Below are 19824 nucleotides of genomic sequence, written 5' to 3' on the forward strand. Positions count from 1 at the left end.
TTCCCAATGGTTGTTACAGGAAAAGAGCTTCAACGAGCCGAGTCAGGAACCAACTAGAGAGCGACGAGTTTAATGAAGGCTGAGGATTTCTGAGCTGCTGCACCTGCCAATGATCTTAGAAACGTTATGAAAAGGAGTCTTGCATTTTTATGAACTGGTATGCGTTTTATGTGAAAACGGGTTATGAACATTCTGTGAAAAATTGGTTGAATAAATCTTTTGACAAAGAAACACTGTATTCCATGGTTCCACAACGTATCGTTCCCGAGAAGAAAAACGGCGAGATTATGCGGGTTGAAAAGGATTTGTTTCCAGGCTACATTTTTGTAAAAACGGACATGAATTTCTCGAAGTATTACTTTATTAGAAGTCACTCCAAAATTATTCGGATGTTGAACTATCTGAATAAAATCGACCTGATGTACGACAGATCGACTTCTCCCCGGAAAAGCCGCGATCCGGTGGAAAACAGGGAAGAGGCGCTCTGTTTCAAAAAGATTCCCGAGGAAGAAATCACGATCATTCTCAGGCTGCTGAATCACGATGAGCAGATTGATTTTTCCCAGGTCTACACGCAAGATTCCAAGGTATATGTGGAGTCTGGCCCACTCAAAGGGATGGAAGGAATTGTGAAAAAAGTGGACAAGCACAAACGGCGGGTAAAAGTGCTCGTGTCGCTCATGGGCGATGAGCGGATGATCGACCTTGGCATTGAGCTGATCGAGCCAATGGTGTCATCAGGGCATGCCCACACCCGCACATGAGCTAGACTGCACGCGCGTCCTTTTACAGAAAGTGTGTTTTCATACAGAGTTGGAGGTTCAGCATGATGCCCATATACGCAGTCTCTATTGCCGATTTTTCAGATGATTACATTCCTCACCTGCTGTCCTTTGTTGCCGAAGACAAAAAACAGCGGCTCGGTGCTTTCTTCCGCCGCGAAGATCGCGTCCGCGGACTGCTGGCCGATCTGCTGATTAGAAAAATTGCCGCCGAAACGTTCGCCGTTTCTGCGAAAAGCATTTCGTTTGGCACGAACGCCTATGGAAAACCGTCCCTGCAAGGGCCCTTGAACCGCTTGCACTACAACCTTTCCCATTCGGGCGACTGGGTGGTCTGTATCACCGGTGACTGTACCGTAGGAATCGATATTGAAAAAAAGCATCAGATTGACTTGCAAATTGCCAGGCAGTTTTTTGCGCCAGAGGAATACGAGTATATCGAGGAAGAACCGGACAGCGAACGAAGACAAGCACGTTTTTTTGCGGTCTGGACGGCGAAAGAAAGCTACATCAAAGCGATCGGCAAAGGGCTTTCGCTTCCGCTGAACAGCTTCTCCACTGTCAGCCAGGGAACTGTCGAGGGCGCGCGCGTATTTGAACAAGCGAGGTGGCACTTCAAGACATACCTTCTGGATGACGAATACACCTTGACTGCTTGTGCGCCAAACGATTCGTTTTGTGAAACCGTGGAAATCGTGCCGATGGATACGCTCGTCTCGTATTTTCTCAGCCGTTGATTGACAGCGCGGCAACAAAAAAGGTTTCATCCCCTCTTCGCTGCCGGGGATGAAACCTTTTTTTGTGAATAACGTCTCGACTTTTTTGAAATGGGATGTGACCGCTTGCGGCCGACAAAACAGCCCGATTCAGCGGATAACTGCTCGTTGCACAATCTGTCTACCTCGTTTGCAAGCTCTGATAGTCTTCCCGCAGCAAGCCGTATATTTCTAAATCGACAATTCCTTTGCCTGACCAGAGCGCTGCCTGTCTGAGCGTTCCTTCCATGACGAAGCCATTATTGCGCAACACCTTTTTGGACGCTTCATTTGGCGGCATGACTTCTGCCTGGATTCTGTTCACGTTGACTTCTTCCATCAGGAAGCGCACGACCATTTTGACCGCTTCGGAGGCAATCCCTTTTCCCCAGTGCGCTTCCGCCAAAAAGTAACCGATCGTTGCCATGTTTACGCGTTGATTCAACTCGAAGGCTTCGATAATGCCGACTAATGTATCGCTCTGCTGAACGGGGAAAATCCCCCATTTCACTCTCGATTTTTTCAGGTAATCTCTTTTAAAATGGCCGATCATGGTCAGAACGGTATCCTTTTTGTGCTTGGGAATGATGCCGCAATACTCAAAGACGCTATCGTTGCTGTAAATTTCAAACACTTCTTCCAGGTGACAATCTTCAATCTCTCGCAGTATCAAATGGTCCGATTTCAACACCGGAAACTCCTGAAATAGAGCGCTACTATTCATTCTCCAGTTCCTTTCCTGTCCGAGTTTGCTTTTTCCGCTCAGCCTAGCCTATCTGGATGAGCTGTCGTTGCTTTTGGTTGTTATGGTATATTATGCCAAAAACAGACAGGAAAAGCGACTTGTTTATCAGACGTGGTTGGCTAAAGCACGCCCTCGTATCTGTTTCAGATTAGCGTGGATGCAAAAAAAAATCCCGCCTAAGTGAAAGGCGGGATTTTGTCCGTATGCTTCGGTTGTCATGGATTGGTTGTCGCGATTTCTTCTCGATCGCGATTCGCATTCTCGACGATTTGCTGAACCAGGTCGTGAAAATGTGAGAGGAACTCATGAACTGTGTCGTCTGGAAGATAAGTCTCCCGGTACGTCATTTCCAGATGCATGGTGCGCTGATCTTCCTGTACGACGACAACGTGCAGATCGAACTTGCTTGGAGCGCCGTCATACTCGACAGGCAGCAGCTTGAGACCGTCGATTTTTTCTGCTTCATCTTGCTGCGCGAATTGGAACATGACATTGAACAATGGGTTGCTGTTGATCTCGCGTGGGACGTTCAGTTTGTCTACAAGATGGTCGAAGGCGTAGTCCTGATTTTCGTATGCTTCCAGCAGACGCTCTTTCACCTCGCTCACGTACGCGAGGAAAGACTGGCTGCTGCGTGGCCTGTTGCGAATGGCCAACGTGTTGACAAACATCCCTACGATATTTTCCAGTCCATCATGATGTCTTCCCGAAATGGGAGTGCCGACTACAATATCGTCCTGCCCAGACAGCTTGGACAGCAGGAGGGTAAAAGCAGCCAGCATGACCATAAACAAGGTTGTATCTGTCGAGTAAGCGAGATTTTGCAGCTCTGCGGCCAGTTTTTCTTCCAGGGAAACATGAAGTGTTCGGGACTTCACTTCTGCTGTCAAGGCCGCAGGGCGACTGAATGGCAAGCGCACCGGATGAACAGGTTCTTTGAATACGTCCAGCCAGTATTGCTCCTGCTTTTGCCATTCTTGCGTTTTCATCAGCTGGTTTTCCCAAACGGCGTAGTCTTTGTATTGCAGACGGAGCGTCTCTAGTTGCCTTTTCTCGTACAGGGCTGCCAATTCTTTAAGCATGATCGCTACGGACATGCCGTCGGTTATGATATGGTGCATGTCGATGATCAGAATGCTCTCTTCCCTGTCCGTCAGCTCGATCAGCGCCGCGCGAAACAGCGGTGCCTTGTCAAGGCGAAACGGTCTGACAAAATCGCGGATCATCTCTGCCGCTTCTGCTTCTGTCAGCGCATACACCGGAAACGCAAACGAGACAGCGGAATCTATTTTTTGCCGGAGTGCCCCGCTCTCCACTTCCAGTTGAAACGCCGTCCGCAGTGACTCATGCCGCTGGACAAAGTCCCGCATGGCTTGTTCAAGCCGCTTGCTGTCCAATTTTCCGTTCACTCTGCGTATGACGGGAACATTGTAAGAGGTTCCTCTTCCCAGCAGTTTATCGATCATGAACAACCGCTTTTGCGCTGATGAGGCCGGGTAATCAGGGCGTTCTTCCACTGCTTCCAAAGCAGGCAGTGTATTCATGCCCGCGTAGCTTGTGTCGAACTTGACGGCCAGTTTCTCCGCACGCTGCTTGAGCTGTTGCTCATGCTCCAGCGTAAGCGCCAAGCTTCGTTCGACCGGGTAAGCCGTGTTCGGCTGGGTCCGGTCGTCACCCTCTGCGTCGGAGAGCAGCTCGATGTCCGCAAGGCGCTGGTCGGCATCTTGGGCAAGCTTTGTCAGCAGATGAATGTAGTGGCCCAGCAGCCGCTCCATCGTGCTTGTGGCAAACAGACTGGTGCAGAACTCCAGATTCAACTGAAGACCTTTTTCTTGTTCCACGGCTTCCAGCATGAGGTCAAACTGGGACGCCTGGTTGTGGATCGGCAGAGCGACCAGCTTGATGGCTTCTATCGCTGGAAGAGAGTTTTCCATGTTTTGCAGGACGAACATCGTGTCAAACAGCGGATTTCGGCTTAAATCGCGCGTAGGTTGCAGCTTTTCGACCAGCTTTTCAAACGGCCATTCCTGGTGCTCGTACGCTTGCAGGCAACTCTCCCTGACTTCGGCCAGAAAGGTGCGGAACGGCTTGTCTGGATGCGGGAAGCTTCGCAAGGCGAGCGTGTTGACGAACATGCCGACCAGATGTTCAAACTCTGCCTGCGGTCTGCCTGCGATCGGAGAGCCGACGATGATATCGGTTTGGCCCGTATATTTGTGCAGCAGTACATAATAGACCGACAACAGCACCGTATACAAGGTCGTATTTGTTTCCTCCGCCACTTGTCTCAACTTGCGGGTTAAAGAGGGATCTAGGCGCGCAGTTACCTTGTCTCCCGCGAAGCTTTGCAATGGCGGCCGCGGATGGTCCAGCGGCAAGTTCAACACCGGAAGCTCCCCTTGCAGCAGATCGAGCCAATACTTTTCCTGGCTCTGCAATGTTTCGCGGCGCTTGCACTGCCAGTTTGCATAGTCTTTGTACTGCATCGGCAACGGTTCCAGCGTCTTGCCTTCGTACAGCGCGGCAAACTCTTGCAAGACAATCTGGAGAGAAATCCCGTCGGCAATGATATGGTGCATGTCGAGCAAAAGCAGGTGTTCCTCTGCGCCAAGTCGGATTGCTTTCACCCGAAACAGCGGACCGACACTCAGGTCAAACGGACGGACGAATTGGCGGATAAGCTGGTCGGGCTGTTCTCCGCCCGCTTCCTCATACGTGAAAAAGCCGTCTGCTTTTGGCAGCACTTTTTGCACCACCGTGTCGCCGATCAGCTCGAAGCAGGTGCGCAGCGACTCGTGCCGGAGGCTCAGTGCGGCAAAAGCTTGCTGGCAACGGGCTGCGTCGAACGGTCCAGACACATGCGCCGCCCACGGGACGTTGTAAGCCGTGCCGACGTGCTCGAACTGTTCCAACACATAAAGTCGCTCCTGCTCCGAGGAAAGCCGATGGTACTGCTGCCCTCCTGCTGTCGGTATCGCGTCCACGCTCGTTTTCGGCGAGTGGCGAATGACTTCCGCAAGCTGCTGGATTGTCGGCTTTCGAAACAGGGTGGAAATCGGGATTGATACGCCAAATGCCTTTTTCATCCGCGAGAGCAGCGCAACCGCTTTTAGCGAATGCCCACCCAAGCGGAAAAAGCTGTCCTTGTGACCTACCTTGCGGATGCCCAGCGTCTCCTGCCACAGCTTCACCAGTTGCTGCTCGATTTCCCCTTGCAGTTGGACGGTGTCTGTTGGCTCCAGTTCTGCGGACGGCACTGGCAAGGCTTTGCGGTCGACTTTGCCGTTTGGCGTCAGCGGCATGGCTTCCAGCACGATCACAAACTGCGGAATCATGTAGCCTGGCAGCTCGGTTTGCAAATAATCGTAGATTTGCTCTGTGGTCAAGGTCTGGGCTGGCACGACATAAGCGCGCAAGGTCGTGTCTCCCCCGGCGTCCTGTAGCGCGGTGACGACCGCTTCTTTAACTTGTGGATGGTCGAGCAGCTTTTTCTCGATTTCCTCGATCTCAATGCGGAAGCCGCGAACTTTTACCTGATGGTCGACCCTGCCGATGAACACGATCTGTCCATCCGGCAATCTTTTTACAACATCCCCTGTCTTGTACACGACCTGCTCAGGCAGCTCTCTGCTCTGCACGAACCGTTCTTGCGTCAACTCCGGAGCGTTGTAGTAGCCAAAACCTACCCCGACACCGCCGATGCACAGTTCACCTTCCAGCCCTTCCGGCACCAGGCGCATGTCCTTGTCCACGACATACAGCCGGACGTTGTCAATCGGTTTGCCGATCGGCAGGTTTGTTTCTCCTTGCCAGTCTTTGCTGTGTAGGCGGTAGTAGGACGCAATATCTGTGCATTCGGTCGGACCGTATGTGTTGACGATTTCCGCCTGGCAATGGGCGCTGCGCAGCCACGGCGCGAGCTGGTTCATATGGATCGGTTCGCCGCCCAAAAATACCCAGCGCAAGCTTCTCAACTTTTGATAATCGTCGTCGGCATTGGCTTCTACCAACGGGTAAAAAGCGCTGGGCGTGCAGTTGATCGCAGTAATCCCTTCGCGCTCGATTGTTGCTGACATTTGCTCGTAGTCGTAGAGACCTGGTTCGAAAAGCACCAGCCGCCCTCCGGTGATGAGCGGCGCGTACAGGTTTTTTTGCGCCAGATCAAAGCTGGCAGAAGCGATGAGCAGCATCCGGTCGTTTTCGCCCAGCGCAAATTCGCGCGTATACCAGTGCAGCAAGTTGACAAACGAATGCGAGCGGATCATGGCGCCTTTCGGATTGCCGGTGGAGCCGGACGTGTAGAGGACGTACATCAGCTGTTCCGGGTCGTAGGAAAGTGGCAAGTCTTCGCTGGGCCACGCACACTCAGCCGCCAGCAGGTCTTCCACCGCGACGACCTCGGCTTCTGAATCGGTGATGCGATCTTGCACGGAGCGCTGGACGAGCAGCAGCTTCGCCTTGGAATGACGCAGCAAGTAGCGCAGCCGCTCCGCCGGATAGCCCGGGTCCACAGGCGTGTAGGCAGCACCTGCTTTCAGCACGCCAAACAAGCCCGTAACCAGCTCCAGCGAACGCTCCGCCATGACGACCACGACATCCCCTTTGCCGATTCCTTTATGGTGCAGGGCGTGAGCAATCTGGTTGGATTGGGCGTGCAACTGCGCGTACGTCAGGCTTTGCTCGCCAAACACGACAGCGATGTCATCCGGGCGCTGCTCGACCTGCTGCTTCAACATGTGCGCAATGCTCTGCTCTGCCGGATAGGCTGTAGTTGTCTCGTTCCAGCCGTAGACAAGCCGCTCGCGCTCGGCGGCGGAAAGCATGTCCATGTCGATCAGGCGCTGGTCGGCATCCTGGGCGAGCTGTGCCAGCAGATTGACGTAGTGGCGCAGCAGCTTTTCCATCGTGCGCGGAGCAAACAGCTTGGTGCAAAACTCCAGATTCAGTTGCAGACTGCCTGCTTGTTCAACGGCTTCCAGCATGAGATCAAACTGGGACGACTGGCTGTTGATCGGCAGGGCAACCAGCTCCACTCCTGGCAGACTCGGAAGAGAGTTTTCCATGTTTTGCAGGACGAACATCGTGTCAAACAGCGGATTTCGGCTTAAATCACGCGTAGGCTGGAGCTTCTCGACCAGCTTTTCAAACGGCCATTCCTGGTGCTCGTACGCTTGCAGGCAACTCTCCCTGACTTCGGCCAGAAAGGTGCGGAACGGCTTGTCTGGATGCGGGAAGTTTCGCAAGGCGAGCGTGTTGACGAACATCCCGACCAGATGTTCAAATTCAGCCTGTGGTCTGCCTGCGATCGGAGAGCCGACGATGATATCGGTTTGGCCCGTATATTTGTGCAGCAGCACATGATAGGCTGCCAGCAACACCATGTACAGGGTCGTGTCTGTTTCCTCCGCCACCTGCCTCAGTTTGCCGACCAAAGAAGTATCTAGGCGCGCAGTTATCTTGTCTCCCGCGAAGCTTTGCAGCGGCGGCCGTGGATAGTCCAGCGGCAGATTCAACACCGGAAGCTCCCCTTGCAGCACATCGAGCCAATACTTTTCCTGGCTCTGCAATGTCTCGCGGTGCTTGCACTGCCAGTTTGCATAGTCTTTGTACTGCATGGGCAACGGTTCCAGCGTCTTGCCTTCGTTGTATAGCGCGGCAAACTCTTGCAACACAATTTGAAGGGAAATCCCGTCGGCAATGATATGGTGCATATCGAGCAAAAGCAGGTGTTCCTCTGCGCCAAGTCGGATTACTTTCACCCGAAACAGCGGACCGACACGCAGGTCAAGCGGGCGGACGAATTGGCGGATAAGCTGGTCGGGCTGTTCTCCGCTCGCTTCTTCATACGTGAAAAAGCCGTCCGCTTTTGGCAGCACTTTTTGCAACACGGTGTCTCCGATCAGTTCGAAGCAGGTGCGCAGCGTCTCGTGCCGGAGGCTCAGTGCGGCAAAAGCTTGCTGGCAGCGGGCTGCGTCGAACGGTCCAGACACGTGAGCCGCCCACGGGACGTTGTAAGCGGTGCCGACATGCTCGAATTGTTCCAGCACATAAAGCCGTTCCTGCTCCGAGGAAAGCCGGTAATACTCCTGCCCTCCTGCTGGCAGAATCGAGGCGACGTTCGTTTTCGGCGAGTGGCGGATGACTTCTGCAAGCTGTTGGATCGTCGGTTGACGAAACAAGGTGTGGATCGGGATCGCCACACCAAATGTTTTTTTGATGCGCGAGAGCAGAGCAACTGCTTTTAAGGAGTGACCACCCAAGCGAAAGAAGCTGTCCTTGCGACCTGCCTTGCGAATGCCCAGCACCTCTTGCCAGAGCTTCAGCAGCTGTTGCTCGGTTTCGTCTTGCAGCTCCGCTTCCGCAGCTTGTTCTTCCGCTTGTGCCAGTTCCTCGGAAGGTACAGGCAGCGCTTTGCGGTCGACTTTGCCGTTTGGCGTCAGCGGCAAAGCCTCCAGCACGATCACAAACTGTGGAATCATGTAGCTTGGCAGTTCGGTTTGCAAATAATCGTAAATTTGCTCTGTGGTCAAGGTCTGGGCTGGCACCACATAAGCGCGCAAGGTCGTGTCTCCCCCGGCGTCCTGTAGCGCGGTGACGACCGTTTCCTTGATTTGCGGATGGTCGAGCAGCTTTTTCTCGATTTCCTCGATCTCAATGCGGAAGCCGCGAACTTTTACCTGATGGTCGACCCTGCCGATGAAGACGATCTGTCCATCCGGCAACCTTTTCACGACGTCGCCTGTCTTGTACACGACCTGCTCTGGCAGCTCTCTGCTCTGCACGAATCGTTCTTGCGTCAACTCCGGAGCGTTGTAGTAGCCAAAACCTACCCCGACACCACCGATGCACAGTTCACCTTCCAGTCCTTCCGGCACCAGGCGCATGTCCTTGTCCACGACATACAATCGGACGTTGTCGATCGGTTTGCCGATCGGCAGGTTTGTTTCTCCTTGCCAGTCTTTTCCGTGTAGGCGGTAATACGACGCAATATCCGTGCATTCGGTCGGGCCGTATGTGTTGACGATTTCCGCCTGGCATTGGGCGCTGCGCAGCCACGGCGCGAGCTGGTTCATATGGATCGGTTCTCCGCCCAAAAATACCCAGCGCAAGCTTCTCAACTTTTGATAATCGTCGTCGGCATTGGCTTCTACCAACGGGTAAAAAGCGCTGGGCGTGCAGTTGATCGCAGTAATCCCTTCGCGCTCGATTGTGGCTGACATTTGCTCGTAGTCGTAGAGACCCGGCGCGAAAAGCACCAGCCGCCCTCCGGTGATGAGCGGCGCGTACAGGTTTTTTTGCGCCAGATCAAAGCTGGCAGAAGCGATGAGCAGCATCCGGTCGTTTTCACCCAGCGCAAATTCGCGCGTGTACCAGTGCAGCAAGTTGACAAACGAATGCGAGCGAATCATGGCGCCTTTCGGATTGCCGGTGGAGCCGGACGTGTAGAGGACGTACATCAGCTGTTCCGGGTCGTAGGAAAGTGGCAAGTCTTCGCTGGGCCACGCACACTCAGCCGCCAGCAGGTCTTCCACCGCGACGACCTCGGCTTCTGAATCGGTGATGCGATCTTGCACGGAGCGCTGGACGAGCAGCAGCTTCGCCTTGGAATGACGCAGCAAGTAGCGCAGCCGCTCCGCCGGATAGCCGGGGTCGACAGGCGTATAGGCAGCGCCCGCTTTCAGCACGCCAAACAAGCCCGTAACCAGCTCCAGCGAACGTTCCGCCATGACGACCACGACATCCCCTTTGCCGATTCCTTTATGGTGCAGGGCGTGAGCAATCTGGTTGGATTGGGCGTGCAGCTGCGCGTACGTCAGGCTTTGCTCGCCAAACACGACAGCGATGTCATCCGGGCGCTGCTCGACCTGCTGCTTCAACATGTGCGCAATGCTCCGCTCTGCCGGATAGGCTGTAGTTGTCTCGTTCCAGCCGTAGACAAGCCGCTCGCGCTCGGCGGCGGAAAGCATGTCCACGTCCGCCAGGCGCTGGTCGGCATCCTGCGCAAGCTGTGCCAACAAATTGACGTAGTGGCTCAGCATCCGCTCCATCGTACTGGGCAAAAAGAGCTGGACATCATACTCGACTTGCAAAAAGATGCCGTCCTGTTCCAAGTCGAATGCGAGCGCGAAGTCGTCCTTTTCCCCGGCTGTATCTGTATGCCGCTTTTTGATGCGTACATCAAAGAGCGGATTTCTGCTCGGATCTTGGGGCAACTCCATGGTTGCCAGCAGTTCTTCGTAAAAAAATCGCTTGGCGGCATGAACCTGCATGCATGTCTGCTCGACTGTCAGCAAAAATTCGCGCCATGTCCTGTCCTGATGCACATGACCAGTCGCAACGGCGGTGCGGGCTGTCTCGCTACCTCCAGCCTGCTGAAGCGAATCAGACGACCAGCCCACGACGACATGCTCTTGGCCTGTATATTTCGCGAGCAGGAGCATGAAAGCAGCAAGCAGAAAGACTTCCGCAGATACCGTTTCCTTTTCTGCCGCAAGCTCCAGCTTGCTTTTCAACTCCAGTCCAGTCTTGTGCGCGACGACTTCTTTCTGCGTGCCTTTAACGGCTGGCCGTACAAAATCCAACGGCAAATTTAGTGCATGTGTACCTTGCCAATCAGACATCGACTGTTCGCCGTTACTTGGTCGTTGGTCGTTCCTGTTGGCAGCACCAGCAAGCTTCTGCATCATGAGTTGCGCTCCTTTTGTATCAAAATAAGAGGATTCACATCACCCGCGCTCGGGGGCAATCGCTGCAAAAAAAGAAGCCATTTCCGCAACAGCAGGCTCTTTGAAAATGGAGAAATGATCTCCCTCGATTTCATGCAAGGTGATGGGACGATAGAAAAAGGCGTTCCACTTGTTTTCCTCGATAGCCGATTTCTGCGCTTTGACCAAATGAGCCTGGGCAAACACTTTTCGCGGCGGTTGATAGTGGACATAGGCATGCTGCAAATCGATAAACAGATGCACATAACGGTAAAAATCAACTTGCTGGCCGTGGGCATAACCCGGAATCGCCTGCATGATCTCTTTCGGCATCACGGCTTCCAGTGTTTCATGCGTCAAGTTGTGCTGCTCCATGTACTGCGCCACCTTTTTGTACAAGCCGTACAACGTCGTTTCCTGCTCCAGCTGGGCGCTCCACTCTGCTGCTGTCACTACTTGTGCCATTTGCTGTCTGACTGAAGCCACGACCGCCGGGTCAGGCTGCTGGAGGTGCTGATGCAATAGCGGCGGAGAAGAATCGATCAGGACGAGCATGTCTACCTCATCTCCGTCGGTCTCCAGCTGTCTCGTGATTTCAAAAGCGAGCAATCCCCCCAGGCTCCAGCCTGCCAAATGGTATGGACCTTCGCCTTGGACTTTTTTGACTTTTTCCAGATAGTTCTGCGCCAGCGCTTCGATGCTGATTTCCTGACTGTGCACGTCATGGTTGACCTCTGCCGGAATGCCATAACACGTAAATCTGTCGCCAAGATAGTTGACCAGTTCCAAATAAGCGTCGATACTGCCGCTTATATCGTGAATCAAAAACAAGGACGGGGCTTCGGCAGAGCCTTTGTTGATTAACACCAGGTCGTGATTGCCGTCTGCTGATGCTGGCGACGCCTCCGATTGCAGGTAGGCGGCGATTTCTGCGATCGTCGGCTTGGTGTAAACGGCGCTAACGGGAACATCCATGTTTAACTCCCGGCGAATTTGCGAAGCAATCAAAATGATTTTCAACGAATTGGCCCCGACGGAGAACAAGTTGGTGTGAACGCCAAGCTGCTCGACATGCAGCACTTTTTGGCAAATGTCTGCCAGCTTCTTTTCCAGCTCGCTTTCAGGCAGTTCATCCGCAGTGAACTCCACCTCTACAACAGGCGTCGGCAGCAGCTTTCTGTTTACTTTTCCGCTGGCCGTTAACGGGATTTCCTCTATCGCCACAATCGCATCCGGTACCATGAAGCGCGGCAATCTTTTGGCAAGATAGCTCTTCACCTCATCCGGCTTGACCTCGTCGCGGGGCACGTAATAAAGGCAGAGCAGCTTCTCTTCGGCCGCACTCGTTTTGATCGCGGCTGCGGCTGACTCAATTTCGGGAAGCTCCAGCAGCGCATTCTCGATTTCGCCCAATTCAATGCGCACGCCCCTGATTTTGACCTGCTCATCAATACGGCCGAGGTACTCGATGTTGCCATCCGGCATCCAGCGGACGAGGTCTCCGCTTCGGTACATTCTGTTGCCAGGACTCCACGGATCGTCGACAAATTTTTGCGCCGTGATCTCGGGCTGATTCAAATATCCTCTTCCTACCCCGATCCCGGAAATCATCAGCTCGCCTGCCACGCCAATCGGCTGGAGGCCGTCTTTTTGATCCACAACGTACAGGCGGATATTGTCAATGGGCTTGCCCACAGGAATAATCGTCCGCGCAGGACGCACTCCGTAGTCAGCGGAGCAATCGAACCACGACACCTCGACAGTGGTTTCGGTCGGGCCGTACAAGTTGATGAGTCTCGCCCCGGTTCGCGCATGGATCATCCGGTTGAAGGTGTTGACGGTACTCGGGAGCAGCGCTTCCCCACTCGCAAACAGGAAGCGAAGACTGGACAGCCGTTCTGTTTCCTGCTCGATGCGCGGTTCTATATAGGAAAGAAAGCTGCTCAGCATGGAGGGAACGAAGTGCATAAGCGTGATGCGCTCGCGAGCGAGCGTGGCGAGAATGACTTCGGGATCTTTCTCCATGCCAGGCGCCAGGAAGCAGACTCGCGCCCCGTGGAAATACCATCCGAACAGCTCCCAGACGGAAACATCGAAGGTAAACGGTGTTTTTTGCAAAACGCAGTCATCTGCTGTGATCGGAAATTGTTTGTGCATCCAGGCAATCCGGTTGACCACGGAACGATGCTCGATCATGACGCCTTTTGGCTGGCCAGTGGAGCCAGAGGTGTACATGATATAGGCCAGATCAGCAGGAGTGCTTCTCGGCGCCAGATTGGAATCGTCATGGGTGTAGGAGGCGGGCTCTTTTACGTTCACGTACAGCGACTTCACATGCGGGCTGCTGTCCTGCACGTCCTGATCAACGAGGACGACCTTGGCCTGGCTGTCCTCCAGCAAAAACGTCACCCGATCTGGCGGATAGTCCGGGCTGATCGGCAAATACGCGCCGCCCGCCTTCAAAATCGCCAACAAAGATACCATCATGTCGACAGACCGCTCCAGCATGACGCCTGCCGTTACGCCAGGGCCAACGCCTTTGTCCACGAGCACTCTCGCCAGCTGATTGGCCTTTTGGTTCAGCTCGCGATATGTGAGCGATTGATCTGCGCAACTAACGGCAAGCTTGTCCGCATACAGCTCAACTCGCTGCTCGAAGATCGCTTGCAACGTTTGTTCTGTAGGCAAATCAGCCGTTTCCTTGTTAAAAAAGTGCAAAATATGGTGTCGCTCGGCTTCTGTCAGCAAGCTGAACTCTTCCAGCTTGCGCGCTGGCTGCGAGAGGACCGCTTCCAGCAGGATGGTGAAGTGTTCGCCCATTCGCTGAATCGTGCCGGGATCGAACAATTCCATGTTGTATTCCATGTTCAGGCAGATAGCTCCCGAATCGAGAAAGTAGATGCCGCAGGCAATATCTTGACTGTTCCCGCTCTGTAATGTATCGCCTTCCGCTCCGATGATCGATTCCGTCACAGAATCCATCTCCGTGTGGATATTCAGCGAGACGCGATACAAAGGATGGTCTGTCTTGGACACGCCATGGTGTCGGCAAATGCTTTCCTCCAGCTCATCGACGTCGTACTCCTGATGCTCCAGCGAACGGATGAGGCTGTTTTTGACCTGTTGCAAATATTCCGGAAGCGCTTGTTCCGGAACAGCCTGAAACCGGATCGGAACGGTTCGCAAAAACACGCCGATGCTGTTTTCAAGCCCACTGTAGCGGCGTGAAGACAGCATCCCCAGGGTGATATCGGTTTGCGCGCAATATTTGGAGAGAAGCAGGCCGTAAACGGCCGTCAGCAAAATGCTTGGTGTGACTTGATGCTGTTTGGCGACGGTCTGAATGGCCTCTGTCGTCTGTTCACTCAAATAGAAGTTTTTGTTGCCATACGTCGAGATCAGGCCATTGCTACGAGGACGATCAAGCGGCAGATTCAAAACGGGCAGCTCGTCGGCAAACATATCCAGCCAAAAAGCTTTCTTTTCCTGATACGCTTCCGACTTTTCCAGTTCGTTTTGCCATACGCAATAATCGGCGTATTGCAGTTGCATCTTGGGCAGCAGTTCTCCCTTGCTGATGCACTCCAATTCGTGATACACCAGTCGAAGCGAAGAGGCGTCGAAAATAATATGGTGAAAATGCAAAATCAACAGACTGCCTTCTCCCGGCAAGCGAACCAGGCCAATCCGAAAGAGTGGGAGCTGGTCAAGTGTGTACGGCCGATTGATTTCGGCCACGCATTTTCGAATGAACTCCTCCTGCAACGCTTTTTCCGCCGGGGCTTCCCAGTAAAGCAGTCGAAAAGAATCCGCTTGCGACTCGTCGTGAACGAACTGAACGACTGCGTCAGCTTGAATGCCGACCGTGGTGCGCAGCAATTTGTGTCTTTTCATTATGTATTGAAAAGCTTGCTCCAGCTCAGACGGCTCGATCTCATGCTCCACTCTGCGAATGTCGATAACGGCATTTTCAAGCCCGTCGAAATAGGCAAAGAACATCTTTTTTTGTGTCCAGGAAACAGGGTAGTAAGGTCTGTCCGGGACAGGCTTTATGAAAGAAATCGCGTCGTCCTGCGAACTGCGGATGTATGCCGCCAGCTCCCTGATGGTGAGATGGTTGAAGATGTTTTCCAAAGAGATTTCGCTATCAAACTCCACGCCGATTCTGACCTCAAGCTCCAGCGCTTTTAGCGAGTGGCCGCCGACTTCGAAAAAATTGTCGTCAATGCCCACGTCGCTTCGCTGGAGGACATCCAGCCAAATCGCTTTCAGTCTTTCTTCGACATCGTCAAGCCTCGTCTGGGTGGTTCCGTTCATCGTCTGCTTTCCCCCTTCTGGATAAAAAGGAACGGGTCCCGGCGCTTGTGCTCCGGTACCCGTCCTTCTCCACATCAGCTATCGAGAAATTTTTTCGGCCCTGGGTGGGCTATACGAGCTTTGCTTTTGTGCTCGCTTGCAGTTCCCTGACCGTTTGGGCGATCCCTTTGACCGATTCCGCATCACCCAGCAGTGCCCGATGATGAATCCAGATGACCTCTTCGGCAATTTTCTTCGAGACAGGGCAGTGCAACTGGTTCGGGAAAGCGTAGTTATCGCCCAGATCGGCGACGAACTGCTTGAAGATTGGCGTATCGTGAATCTGCGTGTAGGCAATGTAAGCGGGAATGCCTTGTTCGTTCAGCATTTCCACAAACCGCTCTCTTGTGATCCCGCCAAATTCGACCGGATTGTAGTAGAACATGTACATGTAGTGCGTATGGATCGTGCACTCTTCTTGACGGATTTGCGGAATGATGCCATCGATTTCCTTCATTTCCGCATCGAGAACTTGCGCATTGTACTCGCGGCGCTTGTTTTGCTCAGCGAGGCGCGCGGTTTGCGGCAGCAGGACAGCAGCCTGAAATTCGGAAATCCGATAGTTGGAACCTTCGACAAGGTGCTGATACTTTTTGTCGCCAACTGGACGGCCCACATTGTGGTACAGGAAAGCCTGGTCATACAAATCTTGAGCATTCGTGATGAGCGCGCCGCCTTCTCCCGCCGTCATCAGTTTAAATTGCTGGAAGCTGAACACCCCGGCATCACCCATGCTGCCTGCGCGTTTTCCTTTCCATTCACCGCCGTGCGCGTGGCAGGCGTCTTCAATAATAAACAGATGAAACTCATCGGCAATCTGCTGGAGCTGGTCCATATCGCACAGGTGTCCCGCCATATGCACAGGAATCATCCCGACTGTGCGCGGCGTAACCGCTTCCCGCACTTTTACCGGATCGAGGCAAAAGGTGCCGGGGTCTACGTCTACAGGGACAGGGATCGCGCCCAAGCTGATGACTGGCAACGCCGTCGAGATAAAGGTAAAAGCCGGAACGATCACTTCATCACCCGGCTTGACTCCCAGGCTCTGCAAAGCCAGCTTGATCGCGTGTGTTCCGTTTGTAACGGCCAGCGTATGCTTGGCGTGGTGCATCTGGGCAAATACTCGTTCAAATTCTTTTACTTTTGTGCCGGACATGCGCCACCATTGATTGCTGCGCAGCGCTTCCAGCAATTCTTTTTCCTGGTTTTCATCTGCCATTGGCCAGCTTGGGAATCTTTCTGTCAGGTTACTCATTTGCGAACACCTTCCATTTCTTTATTTTTTTCAAACATTTGCAAACCGTAAGCGATCCCGCCCCAAAGTGCCGCATCGTCTCCCAGGGCGGAAAGTTTTACGCGGACATTCTGCTGCGGCAGGGTGCCGAGGAACTGTTGAACGCGTTTTTCCAGGGAGCGATAATGTTCCGGAAATCTGCTTGCCATGCCGCCGCCGACGACAACCATATCCGGGTCGAACAGGCGCACAGCGTTGGCAATCCCGATCGCCAGCATTCGCAAGGAATCGTCGACGATTGCCTGTGCTGTTGCGTTTCCCGCAGCGGCCAAATGAAACACGTCACTCGCTTTTGCAACCGACAGCCCTTTGGCTTGCGCGATGCGTTCCACCGCCCGGCCAGACGCGTACATTTGCAAGCAGCCGAACCCTCCGCAGGGACATTTTTCTCCCCAAGGATCGACCGTGATATGGCCCAGTTCTCCGCTTGCGCCCCTTGCCCCTGTATACACATTGCCCTGCCATACAAGCGAGCTGCCAATTCCGGTCCCGACTACTGTATACAGCAGATGTTGGACCGAATGCTCAAGGCCAAAAGCATACTCGCCGAGCGCCGCGAGATTGGCATCGTCAAACAGCACGACAGGCTTGCCTGCCAAGGCGGCGAAAGTATCGCGGAAGGCAAAGCCGTTCCATTCCGGACGATTTGGCCAAGTGACAATGGTTCCTGCGGCATCATGCACAGCAGCCAGCCCGATTACAATGCTGCGTATTTCCATCTGCGCCCTCTGTTCCCAGCCTTCGATGACGCTGATGACTTGCGAAATGGCTTGCAGCGGTTCGATTTCCTGCCCCAATTCCAGCCGGGCAGTTTCCAGCATCGTGGCGCCACCGAGAGCGAAGAGCGCCATTCTCGCCGTAGAACCGCCAAGATCAACAGCGACGAGTCCAGCGCTCATGTGACAACAAGTCCTTTGCGCACCGATTGATAGAGAAGCTCGATCAGTCGAACCACTTTTTCGCCATCTTGTGCAGAGGGAACGGGCTGGCTTTTTTCGCGGATACACGCCACAAACTGCTCCGCCTGGCGTTGAAAAGCAACAAGCGGATCTGGCTTTGCAGGCAAGGGAAAATACTGGACCTCTTGACCAGCAAACGTCAGCAGCAAATGGGGCTGTTTGTACAATCCTTGATCGCTGAAGCCGAACAAGGTATTCAGCGTCAAGCTTCCCCGCTCGCCCTTCAGATGGATTTGCACAAAATCTCCTGCTACATCGTCCTGCCAGCTTACATGCACCTTGCCGAGCATACCGTTGGCAAACTGAATCATGCCTACTGCCGTATCCTCCACTTCAACCTTTTCCGATTCAGAGCTGCCCAGCCAATTGCTGTACCCTTCCTGAGTGAAAACCGGACGGGAATGGAAGCTGCCCAGGCAAGCAACAGGCTCCTCGGCACCCGTCAAAAAAAGCAGCTGGTCGAGCATATGGCTACCCAAATCGATGAGGACGCCCCCTCCCGAAAGCTGCTTTTGCGTAAACCAGCTTCCCGGTCGGGGAATCCCTCTTTTGCGGCGCCAGCTGACTTCGCAGATTTGCACCTCGCCAATTTGCCCGGCTGCGATTCGTGAACGAAGCTCCCGGATATCGTCACGGTAACGGTTGACAAAGCCCATCATCAAAACGGTTCCGGTTTCTTCTGCCAGATGGCGCAATGACTCCGCTTCTTTCGCTGTGGTCGTCATCGGCTTTTCACACAGCACGTGGATGCCTTTTTCCAGGAAGTGCTTGGCGATTTCGTAGTGGGTGTGATTGGGCGTACATAAAATGACGGCATCCAAAGGGACCTGTCCGATCTCGCTTAGACGTGAGCACGCCGCCGCTCCCGCCTGTTCGGCCAGGCGCGCAGCCCGTGCCTCGTCCGTATCGTATATCGCTCGCACGGACACGTTATCAAGCGACAAAAAGCACGGGAGATGCGCGTGTTCAGCGATCCACCCGGCTCCGACAATCCCTATGGACATGTGACGTTGTTCGGCCAAAGCATTCATCCTCTTCATCTGTCATCTGTTGGTTCTGACTCATTCGTTTATGCGAAAGGTTTTTCCTTCCTTTTTATCCGCTTTTTATCAAAAATTTCCTGTTTGTCCCGATGCTGTCGAGCATGTCAAAAGCTCAAGCGTGAGCGACGCTACGCGCTTTTCTTTTTCGTACATGCCGCCGAGCAGCTCTCGCAACGACTCGATTTCGCGCTGATGCGCCGGGGTGGAAGCCTTGCTGTAGCAGCTCTTGTAATAACATTTGATCAGCGAGTTTCCGAATAACTCCCACTCCTGGCACAGCGTTTGATACTCGCTGCTCAGCTGCTGAAATTCTTGCTCGCTCACCCAGTTTTGCTTATGCAAGATCAAAGGCAAATGAACGGTAGACTTGCGAAAGAAATACGGGTTTTTGAGCGCCACCGCCTTGCGCTGAAACTGCGAAAGGGAAATCCCGAACAATCTCGCCTCCAGGCTGTCTGCGAATTGCTTGATCGCAGACAGTCCGTACGTTGTGGAAATGAGCGAATTTCCTGCATGATCGGTTTTGTATGGTTTGCACTCTTCCCGCAGAAGCGTCTGGAGATTCGCGCTAATCAGCTCTTTTGTGCACCTGGAAAAAAACGCCACCTCTTCTTGTTCCTTTACGCGCGTGACAATCAGGGAAGACGTCTGCGCGGCTGCAAAGGCCCGGTCGAAGCAATCGTAGGGAAGCGCGTATGGTTCCATTTTGCTCGGCTGCATGCAATCCTCAATCAACAGATAAGATTTCGTCTGTTCGTCGTAGCCGTACAGAAAAGCAGGGTGAATTTGCCGGTGCTTTTCCGCGTCCACGCCAGAAGGGTAATGAAAGCGGTCCAAATCGACAAACACGTAATATCCGCTGTGCAAAAACTGCTTGATGGCCAAGTGCACACTGTCTGCTGGTTCCAAGGAGTGGGTTTGGAAATCCAGCACAGAAGAAAAATCCAGCGCGCGGACAACGTCCAGCAGCAGGCTTCCTTCTTCATGCGCCTGGCTGCTGTGCTCTGCCGCTTCCTGACTGCCGTCGTCTGCGACGGAATGTAGCTGATACTGTGCTTGCGCCAGGCACGGGGCGTACGCGAAGTTTTTGTCGTGGTTCATCAATATCGAAATCAAATTGTTGTTAACACAATTCACCCATGTGCCGTTGAATGGCTCAACGGGTAGCGAAAACGCTTCCAATGC

General features: G+C 53.6%; 9 protein-coding genes. 2 read left to right on the forward strand and 7 right to left on the reverse strand.

The window, feature by feature from the left end:
* Window positions 1-149: 149 nt before the first annotated feature.
* On the forward strand, window positions 150-764 hold the full coding sequence (gene loaP, locus M2298_RS18815) for an antiterminator LoaP (protein ID WP_173597330.1): 615 nt from the start codon (window positions 150-152) through the stop codon (window positions 762-764).
* A 62-nt stretch (window positions 765-826) separates the two neighbouring features.
* Window positions 827-1519, forward strand: a complete 693-nt coding sequence (locus tag M2298_RS18820; protein WP_217020937.1) for a 4'-phosphopantetheinyl transferase family protein — start codon at window positions 827-829, stop codon at window positions 1517-1519.
* A gap of 160 nt (window positions 1520-1679) precedes the next feature.
* On the opposite strand, the gene M2298_RS18825 is transcribed toward M2298_RS18820, so the two are convergent.
* From M2298_RS18825 to M2298_RS18855, 7 genes are all read right to left on the reverse strand, one after another.
* Complete coding sequence (locus M2298_RS18825; protein WP_280648879.1) at window positions 1680-2261, reverse strand: GNAT family N-acetyltransferase; 582 nt, start codon at window positions 2259-2261, stop codon at window positions 1680-1682.
* A 236-nt stretch (window positions 2262-2497) separates the two neighbouring features.
* Window positions 2498-10969 (reverse strand): non-ribosomal peptide synthetase, encoded by an 8472-nt coding sequence (locus M2298_RS18830; protein WP_280648880.1) that lies wholly within the window; start codon window positions 10967-10969, stop codon window positions 2498-2500.
* A gap of 39 nt (window positions 10970-11008) precedes the next feature.
* Window positions 11009-15304 carry a non-ribosomal peptide synthetase gene (locus M2298_RS18835; RefSeq protein WP_280648881.1) on the reverse strand — a complete coding sequence of 1432 codons (4296 nt, stop codon included), beginning with the start codon at window positions 15302-15304 and terminating at the stop codon, window positions 11009-11011.
* Between the two features lie 109 nt (window positions 15305-15413).
* Window positions 15414-16598: a DegT/DnrJ/EryC1/StrS family aminotransferase gene (locus M2298_RS18840; RefSeq protein WP_254223105.1), complete on the reverse strand. Its 1185-nt coding sequence runs from the start codon at window positions 16596-16598 to the stop codon at window positions 15414-15416.
* Window positions 16595-17536 (reverse strand): ROK family protein, encoded by a 942-nt coding sequence (locus M2298_RS18845; RefSeq protein WP_280648882.1) that lies wholly within the window; start codon window positions 17534-17536, stop codon window positions 16595-16597. The genes M2298_RS18840 and M2298_RS18845 overlap by 4 nt, the downstream gene beginning before the upstream one ends.
* Window positions 17533-18618, reverse strand: a complete 1086-nt coding sequence (locus tag M2298_RS18850; protein WP_280648883.1) for a Gfo/Idh/MocA family protein — start codon at window positions 18616-18618, stop codon at window positions 17533-17535. The genes M2298_RS18845 and M2298_RS18850 overlap by 4 nt, the downstream gene beginning before the upstream one ends.
* 87 nt (window positions 18619-18705) lie before the next feature.
* Entirely contained in the window at window positions 18706-19821 is a 1116-nt protein-coding gene (locus M2298_RS18855; RefSeq protein WP_280648884.1) for a hypothetical protein, read from the reverse strand.
* Window positions 19822-19824 lie beyond the last annotated feature (3 nt).

Origin of the sequence: Brevibacillus sp. 1238, from assembly GCF_029892995.1 — a bacterium.
Lineage (GTDB): Bacteria > Bacillota > Bacilli > Brevibacillales > Brevibacillaceae > Brevibacillus > Brevibacillus parabrevis.